Origin of the sequence: Cupriavidus necator N-1, from assembly GCF_000219215.1 — a bacterium.
Lineage (GTDB): Bacteria > Pseudomonadota > Gammaproteobacteria > Burkholderiales > Burkholderiaceae > Cupriavidus > Cupriavidus necator.
This window is the reverse complement of sequence record NC_015723.1, coordinates 730,526-747,832: the sequence shown is the minus strand read 5'-3', so window position 1 is coordinate 747,832 and position 17,307 is coordinate 730,526. Positions and strand designations below refer to the sequence as shown.

Sequence of the window (17,307 nt, the reverse complement as noted above, 5' to 3'; positions counted from 1 at the left end):
ATGAACATATAGTACATTTTTGAACATAAACACAGCCAACAGGCAGACAAAATGCCCCTAAAGATCGGAATCAACGGCGCCGGCATCGGAGGCCTCGCCGCAGCCATCGCACTACGCAAGCTCGGCATGGACGCCATCGTCTACGAACAAGCCCCCCGCTTCGCCCGCGTAGGCGCCGACATCAACCTGACCCCCAACGCCGTACGCGCCCTCGACGGGCTAGGCATCGGCGCCGCCCTGCGTGAAACCGCCGCACGCCCCTGCCACCGCATCAGCCGCATGTGGGACACCGGCGAAGAAACTTCCCGCCTGCCGATGCAGGAAGACGCCGAGCGCCGCTACGGCGCCCCGCAGCTGACCATGCACCGCGCCGACCTGATGACCGCACTGGAAGCCGCCGTGCCGTCCGAATGCGTGCGCCTTGGCCACAAGGCCGTGGCCATCGAGCCGCATGCCGATGGCGCCACGCTGCGCTTCGCCAATGGCGCAAAGGAGCGCGTCGATGTGCTGGTCGGCGCCGACGGCATCCACTCGACCGTGCGCACCGCCCTGTTCGGCCAGGAAAGCCCGATCTTCACCGGCGTGGTGGCCTACCGCGCGGTCGTTCCGGCCGAGCGCCTCGCCGGCGTGTCCAACCTGGGCGCCTTCACCAAATGGTGGGGCCCGGAGTCCGCCACGCAGATCGTCACCTTCCCGCTCAACCGCGGCCGCGACATCTTTATCTTCGCCACCGTCGCGCAGGAAGCCTGGCGCCATGAGTCCTGGACCACGCCGGGCCGCGTGGAAGACCTGCGCAGCGCCTATGCCGGCTTCCACCCCGAGGCCCGCGCACTGCTGGATGCCTGCGACGAGGTGCTGATCTCCGCGCTGTACGTGCGCGACCCGCTGCCGGCATGGTCCGCCGGCCCGGTCACGCTAATGGGCGACGCCTGCCATCCGATGATGCCGTTCATGGCGCAAGGTGCAGGCATGGCGATTGAAGACGGTGTAGTGCTCGCACGCTGCCTCGCTGATAGCGCGCGCGGCGGTGCCGCAGGCGTGCCCGCCGCGCTGGCGCGCTACCAGGCCGCGCGCCACGAACGCACCAGCCGCATCCAGATCGGCTCGCGCAGCAATGCCTGGCTGAAGGAAGGCGGCAATGCCGACTGGGTGTACGATTACGACGCTTGGAACGTCGCCCTCGGCTGAAGCCGAGGCGATCGTTTCCGCCGGCACGGCCGCCTGCGCGGCCGTTTTCCGTTGACAGCAGACACCACCATGCCCAAGTCCCGCCCACAGCCTGACCTTGCCGACGATGCCGATACGGAAGACGCCCGCGAAGCCCAGCTGGTCTCGCCGGTGATCCGCGGCCTGCGCCTGCTGCGCTTCATCGCCGAGGGCGGCGCCACCGCCAACCTGAGCGAAGTGGGCCGGCGCATCGACGTGAACCGCGTCACCGTGATGCGGCTGCTGGACACACTGGAGCATGAGGGCATGGTGGAACGCCTGCCGCAAGGCGGACACCAGGTAGGCTTCAACTTCCTGAAGCTGGCCTCGCGCGTGCTGGCCACCAATGACCTGACCAGCTTTGCCGCACGCGTGCTGGCCCGGCTGAGCGCGTCGCTGCAGCTGTCGGCCTACCTGGCTGTGCGCGATGGCGGCGATGCACTCTACCTGCTGCGGCAGATGCCCGCGGCCTCGCTGGTCAGCAATATCCAGGTGGGCAGCCGCGTTGCCGCGCACCTGACCACGCCCGGGCGGATGCTGATTGCCGAGCTGCCGCCGGAGACGCTGCGCGAGCTGCTGGGGCCCGATCCGCTGCCGACGGTCACCGGCCAGAGCCCGGCCACCCACGCGCGGCTGGCCGATATCCTTGCCGCCGACCGCGAACGCGGCTGCGCCTGGAGCTTCTCCGCCTATGAACCGGGCATCGATTCCTGCGCGGCACCGGTGCGCGGCGCCGACGGCGACGTGATCGCCGCCATCAGCGTGGCGGGACCGCAGCAGCGCTTTGAAGCCGATGGCGCGCTGCGCGAGCGCGTGGCGAAGGAAGTCAGGCAGGCCGCGCGCGACCTGTCGGGCCTGATGGGGTACCGCTGTGCCACTACTCCGCGGTAATCCCGTACGCCTTGATCAGCTTCGCCCACGCCGCGGTTTCCTCGCGGATGCGGGCCTCGAGCGCCTGCGGCGTGCTGCCCACCGGCTCCATACCCTGGCGCTGCAGCTCGGCACGCACCGCGGGCGTTGCCAGCAGCGCGCGCACGTCGGCGCTGAGCGCATCGGCCGCCGGCTGCGGCGTGGCCTTGGGCACCAGCAGCGCATACCAGGAACTGACGTCGATGCCGGGCACGCCCTGCTCGGCCAGCGACGGCACGTTCGGCGCGGCCGGCGAGCGCCTGGGCTGCGTCACCGCCAGCGCGCGCAGCGCGCCGGACTGGATGAACGGCGCCAGCGTCGGCCATGTGCCGAACAGTACCGGCACCTGCCCGCCCACCACGTCGTTGAGCGCCTGCGTGGTGCCTTTGTAGGGCACGTGCAGCAGCGTGATGCCGGCCTTGTTGCGGAACAGTTCGCCGGCCAGGTGCAGGCCGCTGCCGACGCCCGGGCTGGCGTAGCCCAGCGGCTTGCCGGACTTCTCTGCCTGCTGGGCCAGCCTGACCAGCTCCTGCACGGAATTCGCTTTCACTGACGGATGCACCGCCAGCACGTTGGGCGAGCCCGCCAGCAGCGACACCGGCCGGAAATCACGCTCGACGTTGTAGGTCAGCGCCGGCATCAGCGTCGGGTTGATGGTCAGGTTGCCCGCCGGGGCCACCAGCAGCGTGCAGCCGTCGCCCGGTGCGCGCCGCACCGTGTCAATGCCGATATTGCCGTTGGCGCCAGGCTTGTTGTCGACCACGAACGGCGTGCCGCGCCGCTGCTGCAGCCCGTGCGCCAGCGTGCGCGCGAGCTGGTCTGCCGGGCCGCCGGCGGGGAACGGCACCACGATGCGCACGTTCGCACAACCGGCGGCCTGTACCGCCTGCCACGGCACGCACGCCGCCACCGCAGCGGCCAGCGCCGTGCCAACCAGCCATTGCCGCCGGCGCGGCGACCTGTTGTATCTCTTGCATTGCTGCATATTGCTTCCCATCGGATGGCAGGCGGCGCGCGTTGCCGTCACGCGAACGGCTTCGGCACCTCCGGCCGGTAGTCGAGCAGTCGCGACAGCTCGGCCGCCGCCCGCCTGACCTGTTCCACCACGTTGTCGAGCTGGTCCGGATCGATGCGCGAGGCCGGGATGGTCGCGCCCAGCGCCGCCACCACCTTGCCGCTGCGGTCGCGCACCGGCGCCGCGATGGTGGAGATGCTGGCCTCGAAGAACCCTTCATGCAGCACATAGCCGCGCTGGCGGTCGCGCTGGACCATGTCGTACAGCTCTTCGACGGTGCGCGGGGTGCTTTCGGAATACACCTCCAGGCGCTCCTCCGGATACAGCGCGCGCAACTCCGCCAGCGACAGATCCTCCAGCAGCACGCGGCCCAGCACGGTGGCATGCGCCGGCAGCCGCGTGCCGACATTGACCGTGCTGGCAAACGGGCGCGAGGCCACCGACTTGGCCACATAGACGATGGAGCGCCCGTCGCGCACCACCAGGTTGCACGGATAGTGGATCTCGTCGCGCAGCCGGTCCAGCAGCGGGCGGCCCAGCTCGGTCAGCTCCAGCGAAGCCAGGTAGTCAAAGCCCAGCCGCAGCACCGCCATGCCCAGGCGGAACTCGCGCCCGCCGTCGGTGCGCTCGACGAAGCCCATCATTTCCAGCGTGGCCAGCAGCCGGAACACGGTCGAACGCGGCACCTTGAGCCGGCGCGCCAGCTCGGCCGCCGACAAGGTGCGCTCACGGCTGCTGAATTCGGCCAGCAGCCGCAGGCCGCGCTCCAGCCCCGGCACGATGTACTTGTCCTGGGCGCTCTCTTGGGCGCCCTCCTGGCCGCTTTCCTGCGTGTCTTCCTGCGGCGAATCGGTCGTCATGGTCTGTCTCTGCAATATTCGGTCTTGGCGTAACGCTCTCATATATCACGCCTGCACCCCGTAGGGTACCCGTATTGCCGGCAGACCCCGCCCCGGGCCCGCCTATGCCCCTGGGCGCAGGTAGTCGCGCAGCCAGGCCGCGCATTGCTCGCCCTGGGCGGCGGGCCAGCGCACCACGATGGTCTCGTCGCGGCGGCGCAGCTCGACGCAGATGTCCGACAGCGGCCCGCGCGCGGCCTCGCCGCGCCCGAACAGCCGCGAGAACAGCCCGGCGGCGGCGGGTGCCGGCGGCGTGGACTGCGCCGGCAGCACCGCATGGCCGTTGACCGCCGCGGCCGATGCCACCGGTGCCGCAGGTGCGGACTTCGCCGCCGGCTCGGGCGCTGCTTGCGCCTCCTGCGGCGACAGCCGTGCCAGCAGGTTGGCGCCGAACTCGTCCCACATGCGGTCGGCCTTGGTCTTCATCACGCTCAGGCCGAACGTGCCCAGCCGGCCCAGCACGTCCACCTGCACCTTGATACGCACCTGCGTGCCGCCATCGTCCAGCGCGGTCAGGAAGAGCTCGCTCGACTGGCGCAGCGAGCTGGCCACCGAAGCATCCTCGCCGGTGCCCTCGGTGCGCAGGTAATGCGGCGCGCGTGTCTCGACAATCTTGGTATGCAGACGGAAGCGCGCGTTGATGAAGGCGATCTTGACCGCCATATGGGCGATGTACTCGACATCGCTCAGCACCTCGATCGATTCCATGCCGGGCACGCACGCGCCCATCACGTTGGGGTCGAGCAGCAGCTCCCACACGCGCGCCGGCGGCGCCGCGGTGACCAGGGTCTTTTCAATTTCCACGCATTTTCTCCGCGGCGGACAGGACCGATTCAACGATGCCGACATAGCCCGTGCAACGGCACAGGTTGCCGTTCAGGCCGTGGCGGACCTCGTCTTCGGTAGGGTTGGGGTTGTTGGCAAGCAGCGCGCACGAGGCCATCAGGAAGCCCGGGGTGCAATAGCCGCACTGCAGCCCGCCGTTGTCCATGAAGCACTGCTGCAGCGGATGCAGCTGGCCGTCGGCGGCCAGCCCCTCCACGGTCATCACATGGCGCCCGCGTGCCTGCACGGCGAGCATCAGGCAGGACTTGACCACCTCGCCGTCGACCAGCACGGAGCAGGCACCACAGATGCCGGTCTCGCAGCCGCGCTTGGTGCCGGTCAGGTTCAGGTCGTCGCGCAGCAGGTCGGACAGCAGGCGCCGCGCCGGCACCTCCACCTGGTGTTCTTCGCCGTTGACGGTGAGTTCGATGCTGACTTGGTTCATGAGGACTCCTTACTCCGATGCCACGCCGAACAGCTCGGCAATGGTGCGGCGCGCGACTACCCGCACCATCTCGCGCCGGTAGCTTTCGGACCCGCGCATGTCCGAGACCGCGTTGATGTCCGCGGCGACAATGGCGGCCGCTTCCTCGGCCAGTTCCGCGGTGACGGCCTTGCCGGCCAGTAGCGCTTCGGCGCGGCGCAGCCGGGCCGGAATCGGCGTGGACGCGCCTACCGCCAGGTGGGCCTCGACGCAGAACGCGCCCTCGCGCCGCACCGCCAGCGCCACGCTGGCGAGCGGCCGGTGCTCGGCGGCGGTGCGCAGGAAGCGCGCATAGCGGCCATCGGCGCCGGCACCCGGCGCCGGCACGCGGATCTGCGTGAGGATCTCGTCGGGCGCCAGCGCCGTGACGTAGTAGTCGACCAGGAAGTCCTCGATATCGATCTCGCGCTCGCCGCCTCGGCCGCTGACCACAATCCGCGCGCCCAGCGCCATCATGCAGCCCGGCGGATCGGTGGCGGGGTCGGCATAGCAGAGGTTGCCGCCGATGGTGCCCTGGTTGCGCACCTGCGGATTGGCCACGCGCGAGGCCATGCTGGCCAGCATGGGGTAGTGCGCCTGCACCAGCGGCGAGCGCGCCACCTCGGCATGCAAGGTCAGCGCGCCGATGCGCAGGCCCTCGCGCGCATCGAAGGTGATGCCGCGCAGCGCATCAAGCCGGCCCAGCGAGACCAGGTGGCCGGGCGTCAGCATGCGCTGGCGCATGCCGAGCATCAGCGCGGTGCCGCCGGCAAGGATGCGGCAACTGTCGCCCAGGTCGGCCAGCATCTGGCTGGCCTCGGCCACCGTGGCCGGCTCAAGGAATGCAAAGTCACGCATGGGCGGCCTCCTTCTGCTTCAGTTCGCGCAGGCCAGCCAGCACCTTCTCCGGCGTGATCGGCAGCGACTGGATGCGCACGCCCACGGCGTCGAACACGGCATTGGCGATCGCCGCCGCGCCCGGCAGGATCGCGGTTTCGCTGGCGCCCTTGGCACCATAGGGGCCGTTGGGATCGTTCGATTCCACCACGTCAGTGCGCAGCATCGGCACTGCGTCGGCGGTAGGCATGGTGTAGTCGGCAAAGTTGCCGTTCATCAGGCGGCCATCCTCATATTGCAGGTTCTCGTACAGGGTCCAGCCGATCGCCTGCACGGTCGCGCCGTGGGTCTGGCCGTGCACGGCGAGCGGGTTGATGGCCTTGCCGCAGTCGTCGGCGACAAAGCTGTCGATCACGGTAACCTGGCCGGTGCTGGTGTCGACTTCCACTTCCACCGCCTGTGCCGCGAAGGAGTGCGCGGGCGCGACGTTGCCGTAGTAGTCGGCATCGTGCATCACCGTGGGCGCGTCATAGGTGGCGCGAACATGGATGCCCTCGCCGCCGTGGCGGAAGATATGCAGCCGCGCGATCTCCGCCAGCGTGGCGGACTTGTCGGGCTGGTCCGGCGCGGCGATGCGGCCATCGGCAATCTCCAGTTGTTCCGCGTCCACGCCGAGCTTCTCCGCCGCGAGTGCCAGCAGCTTCTGCCGCGCCTCGCGCGCGGCACGCAGCACTGCATTGCCGGCGATGATGGTCACGCGCGACGCCAGCGAGCCCAGGCAGAACGGCGCGGTATCGGTATCCGGCGCCATCACGGTGATGTGCGACAGCGGGATGCCCAGCTCCTGCGCGCAGATCTGGCTGAGCATGGTGTTGGCGCCCTGCCCCATGTCGCATTCGCTGGTCTGCAGCATTACGCGGCCGTCCTCGTTGACCTTGAGCAGGATGGTCGAGCCGTCCCAGTTGCCCAGCGTGCGGTTGCCGCTGACGTGCATGGCCGCGGCAATGCCCACGCCGCGCCGGCGCGTGCCGGTGCTGCGCGGGGCGGCGCGATTCTCGTCCCAGCCGATGGCCTTGCGGGTCATGTCCAGGCACTCGGCCATGCCGGTGCTGCTGATCTTCCAGCCATGCACGCTGGTCTCGCCGGCGCCGATCGCATTGCGCTTGTGCACCTCCACCGGGTCCATGCCGACCATGCCGGCCAGCACCGTCAGGTGGCAGTTCAGCGGAAACTGCATCTGCTGCCCGCCAAAGCCGCGGAAGGCGCCGCGCGGCGGGTTGTTGGTATAGGCCATGACCGCGTGCGAGCGCACGTTCTGCACGCGGTGCATATTGTCGCTGCGCATGACGGTGACGTGCATCACGTCACCGGCAAGCCCGGAGTAAGCGCCGCATTCGGCCGTGATGCGCACATCCTTGGCCAGGATCACCCCGTCCGCCGACAGCCCCATGCGCAGCCACACTTTCATCGGCACGCTGGCGCGCGCGCCCTGGAAGTCTTCCAGCCGGTTGTTGACCAGCCGCACCGGGCGCTCCAGCCGGCTGGCCAGGAAGGCGCAGATCAGGCTGTTGTTCTCCTCGACGATCTTGGCGCCGAAGCCGCCGCCGGTGGTGGCCTGCACCACGCGGATGGTCGAGACCGGCCGGTCCAGCGCCTCGGCCAGCCGCGCGCGCGCCAGGAACACGGACTGGGTCGAGGCCCACAGCGTGAGCCGCCCGTTGCCGTCCTGCGCCGCCACCGAGGCCATCGGCTCCAGGTAGCCCGGATACTGCGAGTGCATGTCGTAGGTGGCCTCATACACCGCGGCGCAGGCTTCGAACGCGGCATCCACGTCGCCCCGCACGATGTGCATCTCATGGCCGATATTGCGCGTGCCGGCATGGATCTCGGGTGCGCCCTCGGCCAGCGCCGCTGCGGGCGTCAGCAGCGCGGGCTGCGCCTCATACTCGATGCGGACCAGGTCCAGCGCGTCGCGCGCGATTTCCTCGCTGACCGCCACCACCGCGGCCACTTCCTCGCCGACGTGGCGCACCACGCCGCAGGCCAGGATGCGCTGCTCCTTGCGGTGCGGGCCCCAGTTGCGGGTGGGCACATCCTGCCCGGTCACCACCAGCTTGACGCCGGGCAGCGCCTTCGCCGCGGCGGTGTCGATGCGCACGATACGCGCGTGCGGGTGCGGGCTGCGCAGCACCTTGGCGTGCAGCATGCCGGGCAACTTGATGTCGCCGGCATACCGCGCGCGCCCCATGACCTTTTCCCGCGCGGTCACCTGCGGCGTGGAGCTTCCCACGATGGCCTTGCTCATGCCGGCCTCCTGCTTGTCTGGTTGCATGAATGCGATGCGGTGCGTCATTCCGCCGCGATCGCGAGGTCGCGGATCACCTTGCCCAGCCGCTCGTAGTCGGCCGCGTTGACCTTTTCCAGCGCGGCCGGGACGCCGCCCACCGGGCTGGCGCCGAAGGTGGCCATCTTCTCGGTCACGTCGGGCAAGCGCAGCACGTCGTTGAGCTGCTGGTTCAGCACCTTGACCACCTCGGGCGGCGTGCCCTTGGGCGCCATCACGCCATGCCAGGCGCCGACCACCACGTCCTTGTAGCCAAGCTCGGCCAGCGTCGGCACGTTGGGCAGCAGCGGCGAGCGCTTTGCGTCCGTGATCGCCAGCGGGATCAGCCGGCCGGTGTTGATGTACTGCGCCACCGGGCCCAGCGTGACGTAGGCAAAGTTCACGTGCCCCGCCACCACGTCGTTGACCGCCGGCGCCACGCCCTTGTACGGCACGTGCTGGATCTTCACGCCCGCGGCGCGGTTCAGCATCTCGCCGGCGATATGCATCGGCGAACCCGCGCCCGGGCTGCCATAGGTCAGCGTCTTGCCGCCCTTGGCCGCGGCAATCATCTCGCCCACGGTCTTGATGCCCGCCTGCGGGTTGGCCACCAGCAGCACCGCCTGCACCGCGGTCTGGATCACGGGGGTGAAGCCGTACAGCGGGTCATAGCTGGCCGACGGCGCCAGCCTGAGCACCATCGGCGCCAGCGTGAAAGGGTTGGGCGTGTACAGCAGCGTGTAGCCGTCCGCCGGCGCGCGGCTGACAAAGCTGGCGCCGACCACGCCGCCGGCGCCGGGGCGGTTCTCGACAATGACCGGCTGCTTCAGGCGCGCCGACAGCTTATCGGCATAGAGCCGGGCCATGGCGTCGGTGTCGCCGCCGGGCGGATAGGCCACGACCATGGTCACGGTCTTGGCCGGATACGCGGCGGTGGCCAGCGCGCTGCCCGCGGCAAGCGCGAGCGCGGCCATGGCAGTGGCGGCAAGGAAAAGGCGGCGGGGGCGTTCGTGTCTCATCAACAGCTCCTGTGGGGGCGCATTCGCGGTTGGAGTGGGCTGTTTTGCGCACCGCGAAAACAGGGTTGGCTCGGGTTACAACACTTTTGGTTGTTTTATTAGTAAAACGTACGTTCACATCAGGAACGTTATTAATCCTAGGTCGTCAATATTGACAACTCAACTTACGTTAAATACCAATTGACATGGTAATTTTTTAGACTTGCCCGTTGCCGTGAAAGCGACACACGGTGGCGGAATTGGCTAGCGGCTGTGAGACAATCTGGCCCGCAAACCGGCCCCGCATGACGGCCGGCAGACCCGATCAAGAGGAACGCATGCCCCGTGACGCCGCGCCCGCCAAGGGCCAGCCCGCGCCAGACACCGACATCACCAGCCCGTGGACCGACCTCGACGAGGCCGGCAGCGGCCTGACCGTCGACAATTTCCTGACCACGATGCTGAGCCAGCTGGTCACCGCGCTGCGCAGCACGGTGACCAAGCCCTATGCGGAACAGTTCGGCCTGACCGTGCCGGAGTGGCGCATCCTGGCGCTGCTGGCGCACGCGCGCGAGCTGCCGTTTGCCGAGCTGGTGACGCAATCGACCTCGGACAAGGCGCTGGTGAGCCGCACGCTGCGGCTGCTGGAGGAACGGGGGCTAGTGCAGCTGACTTCGGCCGGCAACACGCCGCGCAAGAAGCTGATCTGTGCGATCAGCGAAGCTGGTGCGGCACTGCACGACCAGGTGATGCCGCTGGCGCGGCGGGGGCAGGCGCAGGTGATACGGCAGTTGTCGCCAGAGGAGCGCGAAGCGGTCTACCAGGGGCTGCGCAAGCTGTTGCGCGCGCAGGCCTGACAAGGAAAGCGGCTTCCGGACGACTTGCTCGCCCGGAGCCGCCACAGCCAGCGTTTGCCGGGCACCCCAACCCGGCCTTCACTCCCGCCGCCTCAGTGGCGCGCTGCCACGCTCTGGCGCTGGTACGAGGCCAGCGTCAGCCGCATGGCGTCACGCACAGCCGCCACCGAGCGGTTGTCGTCATCCCCCTTGCGCGTCACCAGCGACAGGGTCAGCACCGGCGCCGAGCGGCCCAGCCGCACCAGCCGCACCGGGTAGTTTTGCACCAGCGTCGGGTCGGGCCCCTGCAGGATCGACACCCCCAGCCCGGCACTGACCATTGCCACGATCGCCGGCGCACTGTCGAACTCCAGCGTGCCGCGGATTTCGGACACGTGCGCATGCACGTACTGCGCCGCCATCGCCCCGGACACGGTATTGCGGTCGTAGCGGATCCAGTCGTACAGGCGGAACAGCGAGGCCACGTTGGTCTCGGTGGACGCGGGTGGTGCGATCAGCATCAGTTCGCGCCGCATCATCGGGGTCCAGCGCAGCCGCGCCGAACCGCCGGCTGCCGGCTGCGCCACGAGCGCCGCATCGATGTCGCCTGCCTTGACCGATGCCGTCAGCGTGCTGCTGCGCCCGCGCACCAGCCGCAGTTCCAGCCTGGGATGGCGCTCGCGCACATAGCGCACGATGCCGGGCAGCACGACCGGTTGCAGCGACTCGATCACCCCCAGCCGCACTACCCCCTCCACCGCCAGTCCACTTCCGGAGCGCAGCGCTTCCAGGTTCTGCAGTGCCTGGCGCATGGTGTCGGCCACCTCGCGCGCGAGCTGGTTGGGCCGCGCCTGCAGCCCGGAGCGGTCGAACAGCGGCTTGCCCAGGTACTGCTCAAGCTGCTTCATCTGCATGCTGACAGCGCTGGGGGTGACGTTGGCCTGACGCGCGGCGCCGGCGAAGGTGCCGGTCTGCAGCACGCCCTCAAGCGTATGGAAGGTCTCAATTTTCATCAAAAAATCTTATGAAGTAACTCAAATAAGTTCGCTTTTCTAATGATAGGGCACGCCGCTAGACTGGGCTCACGGGATCGAACACAGATCGAACCCAACCACTGCACGCTACGCAAAACACGGAGGAGCCCCCGACATGTCAGTCATCGCCGCATCGCAACGCCCCGTCGCCTGGACCGCCCAGCAAGCCCGCGAGGACCGCTCCTGGGTACTGCGCATGAACGAGGCCGAAGTCCAGGGCATGCGTGACGCGCTCGACCACGCCAGGACACTGAACAAGCCGCTGCTGGCAATGCAGCAGGCCGACTTTCCGCTCAATGACGCCGCCCGCGCCGTGCTCAGGCGCGCCATCGACATCACCCAGGGCGGCTGGGGCATGTGCCTGCTCAAGGGCTTTCCGGTCGACGAATGGACCGAGGAGGAATCGCGCCTGGCCTACTGGGGCATGAGCCTGTACATGGGCGTGGGCCGCACGCAGAACCGCGCCAGCCAGTTCATGAACGACGTGCGCAATGAAGGCGGCGAATACAAGGTCAAGGGCGGCCGCGGCTACAACACCAATGCCGGGCTGGATTTTCACCAGGACTCGTGCGACGTGGTCGGCCTGCTGTGCCGGCGCACCGCGCGCGCGGGCGGCACCAGCAAGGTGACCAGTTCGATAGCGCTGTATGAGGAAGTGCAGCGCCGCCGCCCCGACCTGATCCCGGTGCTCAAGGACACCTTCTTCCACAGCTACCAAGGCACGCAGGACCCCAGCCAGCCGCCGTACTACCGCTGCCCGGTCTTCGGCAGCCATCCCGAGTATTTCTCCGCGCGCACCAACCGCAAGAACACCGACGCCGCGCAGCGCGACTTTGCCGAGCTGCCGCGCCTGACGCCGGCGCAGGTCGAGGCGCTGGACCTGCTCGACGAGCTGATGCCGAGCGAGCTGCTGTGCTTCACCATGGAACTGGAGCAAGGCGACATGCAGCTGCTGAACAACTACGTCACGCTGCATTCGCGCACGCCGTTCGAGGACCATGAGGAGCCGGACCGCAAGCGCCACCTGTTCCGCCTGTGGCTGGCCGTGCCGGGTTCGCAGCCGCTGCCCGAAGACTGGAAGGAATATTACGGCGACGTGCGTGCCGGATCGGTGCGCGGCGGCGTGCGCGGCAGTGAGATCACGCAGGAATTCCTTGACTATGAGAAGCGCCAGGCGGCGGCGCTCGGCATGCTGTTCGAGACCTGGCGCCCACAGCTGCGCCAGGAAGACATGGTGCGCATCCTGGCCGGGCATGCGGCCAAGGCGGCCGCGGGCGCCACGGCATGAGCGGCGACAGCACGCACTCCCCTTCGCTGAAGGAACGCCTGCGCCGGCCCGAGCCGGTGCTGGCGCCCGGCGTCTACGATGCCCTCAGCGCGCTGCTGGCCGAGCAGGCCGGCTTCGAGGCGCTGTACCTGTCGGGCGGCGCGGTCGCCTACACGCTGCTGGGCCACTCCGACGTGGGCCTGACCACGGCCACCGAGACCGCCGACGTGCTGGCGCGCATCACCGACCGCGTGTCGCTGCCGGTGATCGTCGACGGCGACACCGGCTACGGCAACGCGCTCAACACGCAGCGCACGGTGCGCGCTTTCGAGCGCGCCGGCGCGGCGATGATCCAGCTCGAGGACCAGGGCTTTCCCAAGCGTTGCGGCCACCTCGCCGGCAAGTCGCTGGTCACGGTGCGCGAGATGTGCGGCAAGCTGCGTGCCGCTCTCGACGCGCGCCATAGCGCCGACACACTGATCCTGGCGCGCACCGACGCCGTCGCCGTGGAAGGCCTGGACGCCGCCATCGAGCGCGCCGAAGCCTATCTGGCCTGCGGCGTCGACGCGCTGTTTATCGAGGCAGTAGTGTCAGCCGCCGACATGGACCGCGTCTGCGGCCGCTTCGCCGCACGCGTGCCGCTGCTGGCCAATATGGTCGAGGGCGGCAAGACCCCGATCCAGAGCGCGGCCGAACTGGGCGGGCGCGGCTACCGCATCGTGATCTACCCGGGCGGCACCGTGCGCTTCGCCTCGCGCCAGCTGCAGCGCTACTTCGCCGGCCTCAGGGCCGACGGCAGCACACGCGCATTCATGGAGGAAATGAACGATTTCGACGCACTGAACCGGCTGATCGGCACGCCCCAGCTGCTCGACGCCGGCCGCCGCTATGCGGACGACGACTAACGGCACGCGCCGCCACGTTGCCCCGCACATGCTGTAAGGCATTCCGCCCACCAGAGGCAGGCCAGAAGCCCCCGCAACGATGCCCCCATCGTCCAGGTACATAAAGAGAGAAACGGAGACAACCCATGCAACGACGCGAATTCCTGGCGCTGCTGGCGGCCAGCACAATGCTGCCCGGCACCCTGCAGGCCGCCCCGGCCGTGACCAAGTTGCTGGTCGGCGCCACGCCCGGCGGCGGCACTGACCTGGTGGCGCGCGCGCTGGCCGCTGAACTGGAGCAACGCCTGAAGCACCCCTATATCGTCGAGAACCGCGGCGGCGCAGCCGGCAACATCGCGGCGAGCGCGCGCGGTGGCCAAGGCCGATCCGGACGGCGGCACGCTGCTGCTCAGCTACACCAGCCACGCCATCAATCCCGCGCTGTTCGACAAGAAGCCGTTCGACCCGATCAAGGACTTCACGCCGATTTCGCTGATCGCCACCTCGCCGCTGCTGCTGGTGTCACGCCCCGACCTGGGCGCGAACAACGTGCGCGAGCTGATCGCGCTGGCCAAGTCCAGGCCCGGCAAGCTCAGCATCGCCGTGGCCGGCCTCGGCAGCGCCAACCACCTGGCCGGCGAGATGTTCAAGCAAGAGGCGCGCATTGACCTGGTCAGCGTGCCTTACAAAGGCGCGTCCCCCGCGATCGCCGACGTGGTCGCCGGCCAGGCCGACTTGCTGCTGGGCAACGTCGCCACGGTGCAGCCGCTGTTGCGGGCCGGCAAGGTCAAGGGGCTGGGCGTCAGCAGCCTGAAGCGCCTGCCCGCGTTCCCGCAGATCGCGCCGATCGCCGACGTGGTGCCCAATTTCGACTACAGCTCGTGGTACGGCCTGCTCGGGCCGGCCGGCATGTCGGCGGACGTGGTTGCACAGCTGGAGAAAGCCGTGCGCGCCGCGGTCGCGTCGCCGGCAATGCGCAAGCGCCTGGCCGGCGAAGGGCTGATGCCGGTGGGCAATGATGCCGCGCAGTTCACGCAGTTCCTGCAGGGGGAAATCGCGCGTTGGGCGAAGGTGGTGGCGGTTACCGGGGCGCGGATGAGCTGAGCTTCCGGCGCAAAGAAAAAGGGCTGCACCGGATCACGGTGCAGCCCCCAAGGGAACGGGACGAGCAACGCCCGTTCAGACCTCCAGCTCCTCCAGCACGCGGCCCTTGGTCTCAATCCCAAGGAAATGTACCGTGACAGCCGCCAGCGCGGGCACCACGGACAGCGCGAAGAAGGCAATGCTGAGATCACCACTGCCGATGGTGCTGGCAATCAGCCCCGGCGCGAAGATCGCCGCCAGCTTGAGCCACGCCCCACCCAGCCCACACCCCATCGCCCGCACGCTGGTCGGATACAGTTCCGGCGTATAGACATAGGCGGTGATGAAGCCGCTGGCCAGGAACCCCATCGCCAGCGCGCACAGGGTCGCGACCACATACACGTTCGACGCGTGGAACACCCCCGCCAGCACCAGCGACAGCGCGCACAGCAGGAACGACACATTGATCACCGGCTTGCGCCCGACCTTGTCCACAATCATCGCGCACACCAGCGAACCGACCACGCCCAGCACCGAGGCGCCGGCGGCGAGGTTCAGCGCCAGCTGCAGCGGCGCGTGGTAGACGGTCTTGTAGACCGTGGGCAGCCACGTCGACAGCCCGTACTGGATAAAGCCGCAGGTTGCCCACAGCATCCACACCGCCAGCGTGCGGCCGATATAGGGCTTGCTGACCAGGTCGCGCACGCGGCGGCGCGGGTGCTGTGCCATGCGTTCGTAGGCGCTGGTGTCGCCCAGCGGCGGCAGCGGCGTCCTGGCGCGCGCCTCGAAGGCCCACAGCGCGGCATCGGCCTCGTCCAGCCGGCCCTTCTCGGCCAGCCAGCGCGGCGATTCCGGGATCACGCGGCGCAGGATGAAGAACAGCACCAGCGGCACGCCGCCGATGAAATACATCAGCTCCCAGCCGTAGTGCGGCACCAGCCAGGCGCCGATGCCGTTGGACACCATCAGCCCGATCGGGAACACCACCTCGTACAGCAGCACGAAGCGCCCGCGCCCATGGGCGCGCGTGACCTCGTTGATATAGGTGGCCGCCACCGGCAGTTCGCCGCCCAGGCCCAGGCCCTGCACGATGCGCAGCAGCGCGAAGATCTCGAACGACGGGGCAAAGCCGCAGGCCAGGCTCATCAGCCCGATGATGCCCGCGCTCCAGCCGATCGAGCGCAGCCGGCCGAAGCGCTCGGCCAGCCCCGGGAACAGCAGCGCCCCGACCAACTGGCCGACCGACGGCGCCGCGATCAGAAAGCCGATCTGGCCCGGCGTGAGCGACCACTGCGCGATCAGCAGCGGCAGCGTGGCGGCGATGGCGATCACGTCGAAGCCATCGAAGAAGGTGGCCAGGCCGATCAGCAACCGGGCGCGGATATGCATGGCGTTTCCCGGCATGCGCTCGATGCGGGCAACGATATTGCCGCGCGTGAGCGGGCCGCTGCGGGCCGCCGCTGCGCTCTGGCCGGCGCTGTCAGCCGTGGTCACGATACCTGCGGTGGCGGCCACCGGTGCGCCGGGGGACGCTGCGTCTTGTCTCTGGGTCAGCACGGGATGTCTCGGTTTGATTCTTGGGGCGGCCCGGCATGCGGGAGGTTTGCTCCCCTCTCCCGCATGCGGGAGAGGGGCCAGGGGTGAGGGGCGGCGGTTCTGGTGGCGTGGTGCCTTGCCAAACCACCCCTCACCCTGCCCTCTCCCCATGAGGGGAGAGGGGAACACCATCGGTGTCCAAAGGCTGTGCGGCAGGATTACAGGTCGAGCACCAGCTTGCTGCCCTTGCACCCCGACACGCACACCATCATGGTCTTGTTGCTGGCGCGCTCGCTGCTGCTGAGCACGCTGTCGCGATGGTCGGGGCAGCCTTCCAGCACCGCGGTCTCGCACGAGCCGCACACGCCTTCGCGGCAGCTGTAGTCCATCTGTACGCCGGCATCGAGCAGCGCGTCCAGCAGCGACTTGCCGGACGGCACCTTGACGGTGGTGCCGGTGCGCGACAGCGACACGGTGTACTCGCCTTCCTGCACCGCCTCGGTCGAGGGATCGGCGGCAAAGCGCTCGATGTGCACGTTCGGGTAGCTATGCGCTTCGCAGGCAGCCTCGAACGCCTTCAGCATCGGGCCGGGGCCGCAGCAGTAGAAGTGCGTCTGCGGGTCCTGGCCGGCCAGCATCGCGTTCAAGTCCGGCGGCACGCCGGCCTCGTCGTCGAAGTGAAAGCGCACTGCATCGCCATGGGCCGACAGCTGTTCGACGAATGCGGCCTCGGCACGCGAACGGGCGCAGTAGATCAGCGTGAACGACTTGCCCAGTTCGGCCAGCCGGCGCGCCATGCAGACGATCGGCGTCACGCCGATGCCGCCGGCGACCAGCACGGTGTGCGCGGCGCTTTCGTCCAGGGCGAAGTTGTTGCGCGGCGCCCCCACGGTCAGCGTGGTGCCAACGCGCAGCTGCTCATGCACGTAGCGCGAACCGCCGCGGCTGCCGCGGTCCAGCAGCACGCCCACGGTATAGCGCTGGCGCGCTTCGGGCGCGCCGCACAGCGAGTAGCTGCGCACCAGGCCGTTGCCCAGGTGCAGGTCGATATGGGCGCCCGGGCTGTACTCGGGCAGGGTCTTCCCTTCGGGATCTTGCAGTTCGATGCTGACCACGCCGCGCGCTTCATAGCGCATGGCGTGGACGCGCAGGGTCAGGGACTGGTGGGCACTCATTGCTGCTTCCTTCGATT

16 protein-coding genes are annotated in these 17,307 nt (G+C 68.8%); 6 read left to right on the top strand and 10 right to left on the bottom strand.

The genetic code is table 11. The features are described from left to right. The first annotated feature begins 51 nt into the window (after window positions 1-51). Window positions 52-1,188 (top strand): FAD-dependent monooxygenase, encoded by a 1,137-nt coding sequence (locus CNE_RS21510; protein ID WP_013952385.1) that lies wholly within the window; start codon window positions 52-54, stop codon window positions 1,186-1,188. A gap of 69 nt (window positions 1,189-1,257) precedes the next feature. Further along, complete coding sequence (locus tag CNE_RS21505) at window positions 1,258-2,097, top strand: IclR family transcriptional regulator (protein WP_013952384.1); 840 nt, start codon at window positions 1,258-1,260, stop codon at window positions 2,095-2,097. Here the strand turns inward: CNE_RS21505 and CNE_RS21500 are convergent. From CNE_RS21500 to CNE_RS21470, 7 genes are all read right to left on the bottom strand, one after another. Continuing rightward, window positions 2,084-3,100, bottom strand: a complete 1,017-nt coding sequence (locus CNE_RS21500) for a Bug family tripartite tricarboxylate transporter substrate binding protein (RefSeq protein WP_013952383.1) — start codon at window positions 3,098-3,100, stop codon at window positions 2,084-2,086. The two genes, CNE_RS21505 and CNE_RS21500, sit on opposite strands and share 14 nt — an antisense overlap. Window positions 3,101-3,138: 38 nt before the next feature. Then, the gene (locus tag CNE_RS21495; RefSeq protein WP_018311864.1) at window positions 3,139-3,990 is read right to left on the bottom strand and encodes an IclR family transcriptional regulator; all 852 of its coding nucleotides are present in this window, start codon (window positions 3,988-3,990) and stop codon (window positions 3,139-3,141) included. 102 nt (window positions 3,991-4,092) lie between these two features. Next, complete coding sequence (locus CNE_RS21490) at window positions 4,093-4,833, bottom strand: CoxG family protein (RefSeq protein WP_013952381.1); 741 nt, start codon at window positions 4,831-4,833, stop codon at window positions 4,093-4,095. Next, a complete protein-coding gene (locus tag CNE_RS21485) occupies window positions 4,823-5,299 on the bottom strand; it encodes a (2Fe-2S)-binding protein (protein ID WP_010811673.1) in 477 nt (158 codons plus the stop codon). The genes CNE_RS21490 and CNE_RS21485 overlap by 11 nt, the downstream gene beginning before the upstream one ends. Before the next feature lie 9 nt (window positions 5,300-5,308). Continuing rightward, a complete protein-coding gene (locus tag CNE_RS21480; RefSeq protein ID WP_013952380.1) occupies window positions 5,309-6,175 on the bottom strand; it encodes an FAD binding domain-containing protein in 867 nt (288 codons plus the stop codon). After that, window positions 6,168-8,459, bottom strand: coding sequence for a xanthine dehydrogenase family protein molybdopterin-binding subunit (locus CNE_RS21475; RefSeq protein ID WP_041228811.1), 2,292 nt, complete (start codon window positions 8,457-8,459; stop codon window positions 6,168-6,170). The genes CNE_RS21480 and CNE_RS21475 overlap by 8 nt, the downstream gene beginning before the upstream one ends. Before the next feature lie 44 nt (window positions 8,460-8,503). Continuing rightward, the gene (locus CNE_RS21470; protein WP_013952378.1) at window positions 8,504-9,496 is read right to left on the bottom strand and encodes a tripartite tricarboxylate transporter substrate binding protein; all 993 of its coding nucleotides are present in this window, start codon (window positions 9,494-9,496) and stop codon (window positions 8,504-8,506) included. Between the two features lie 317 nt (window positions 9,497-9,813). Here CNE_RS21470 and CNE_RS21465 point away from each other — a divergent pair, with 317 nt between their 5' ends. After that, window positions 9,814-10,332 carry a MarR family winged helix-turn-helix transcriptional regulator gene (locus CNE_RS21465; RefSeq protein ID WP_013952377.1) on the top strand — a complete coding sequence of 173 codons (519 nt, stop codon included), beginning with the start codon at window positions 9,814-9,816 and terminating at the stop codon, window positions 10,330-10,332. A 92-nt stretch (window positions 10,333-10,424) separates the two neighbouring features. On the opposite strand, the gene CNE_RS21460 is transcribed toward CNE_RS21465, so the two are convergent. Beyond that, window positions 10,425-11,324 (bottom strand): LysR family transcriptional regulator, encoded by a 900-nt coding sequence (locus tag CNE_RS21460; RefSeq protein ID WP_013952376.1) that lies wholly within the window; start codon window positions 11,322-11,324, stop codon window positions 10,425-10,427. Between the two features lie 136 nt (window positions 11,325-11,460). Here CNE_RS21460 and CNE_RS21455 point away from each other — a divergent pair, with 136 nt between their 5' ends. From CNE_RS21455 to CNE_RS21445, 3 genes are all read left to right on the top strand, one after another. After that, the gene (locus CNE_RS21455; RefSeq protein WP_013952375.1) at window positions 11,461-12,633 is read left to right on the top strand and encodes a TauD/TfdA family dioxygenase; all 1,173 of its coding nucleotides are present in this window, start codon (window positions 11,461-11,463) and stop codon (window positions 12,631-12,633) included. Then, on the top strand, window positions 12,630-13,517 hold the full coding sequence (locus tag CNE_RS21450; RefSeq protein ID WP_013952374.1) for an isocitrate lyase/PEP mutase family protein: 888 nt from the start codon (window positions 12,630-12,632) through the stop codon (window positions 13,515-13,517). The genes CNE_RS21455 and CNE_RS21450 overlap by 4 nt, the downstream gene beginning before the upstream one ends. Window positions 13,518-13,868: 351 nt before the next feature. Beyond that, window positions 13,869-14,600, top strand: a complete 732-nt coding sequence (locus CNE_RS21445; protein WP_013952373.1) for a tripartite tricarboxylate transporter substrate-binding protein — start codon at window positions 13,869-13,871, stop codon at window positions 14,598-14,600. A gap of 75 nt (window positions 14,601-14,675) precedes the next feature. Here the strand turns inward: CNE_RS21445 and CNE_RS21440 are convergent, their stop codons facing one another. Both CNE_RS21440 and CNE_RS21435 read right to left on the bottom strand, forming a co-directional pair. After that, a complete protein-coding gene (locus tag CNE_RS21440; protein WP_080569583.1) occupies window positions 14,676-16,094 on the bottom strand; it encodes an MFS transporter in 1,419 nt (472 codons plus the stop codon). Between the two features lie 239 nt (window positions 16,095-16,333). Next, window positions 16,334-17,290 carry a PDR/VanB family oxidoreductase gene (locus CNE_RS21435; RefSeq protein ID WP_013952371.1) on the bottom strand — a complete coding sequence of 319 codons (957 nt, stop codon included), beginning with the start codon at window positions 17,288-17,290 and terminating at the stop codon, window positions 16,334-16,336. Window positions 17,291-17,307 lie beyond the last annotated feature (17 nt).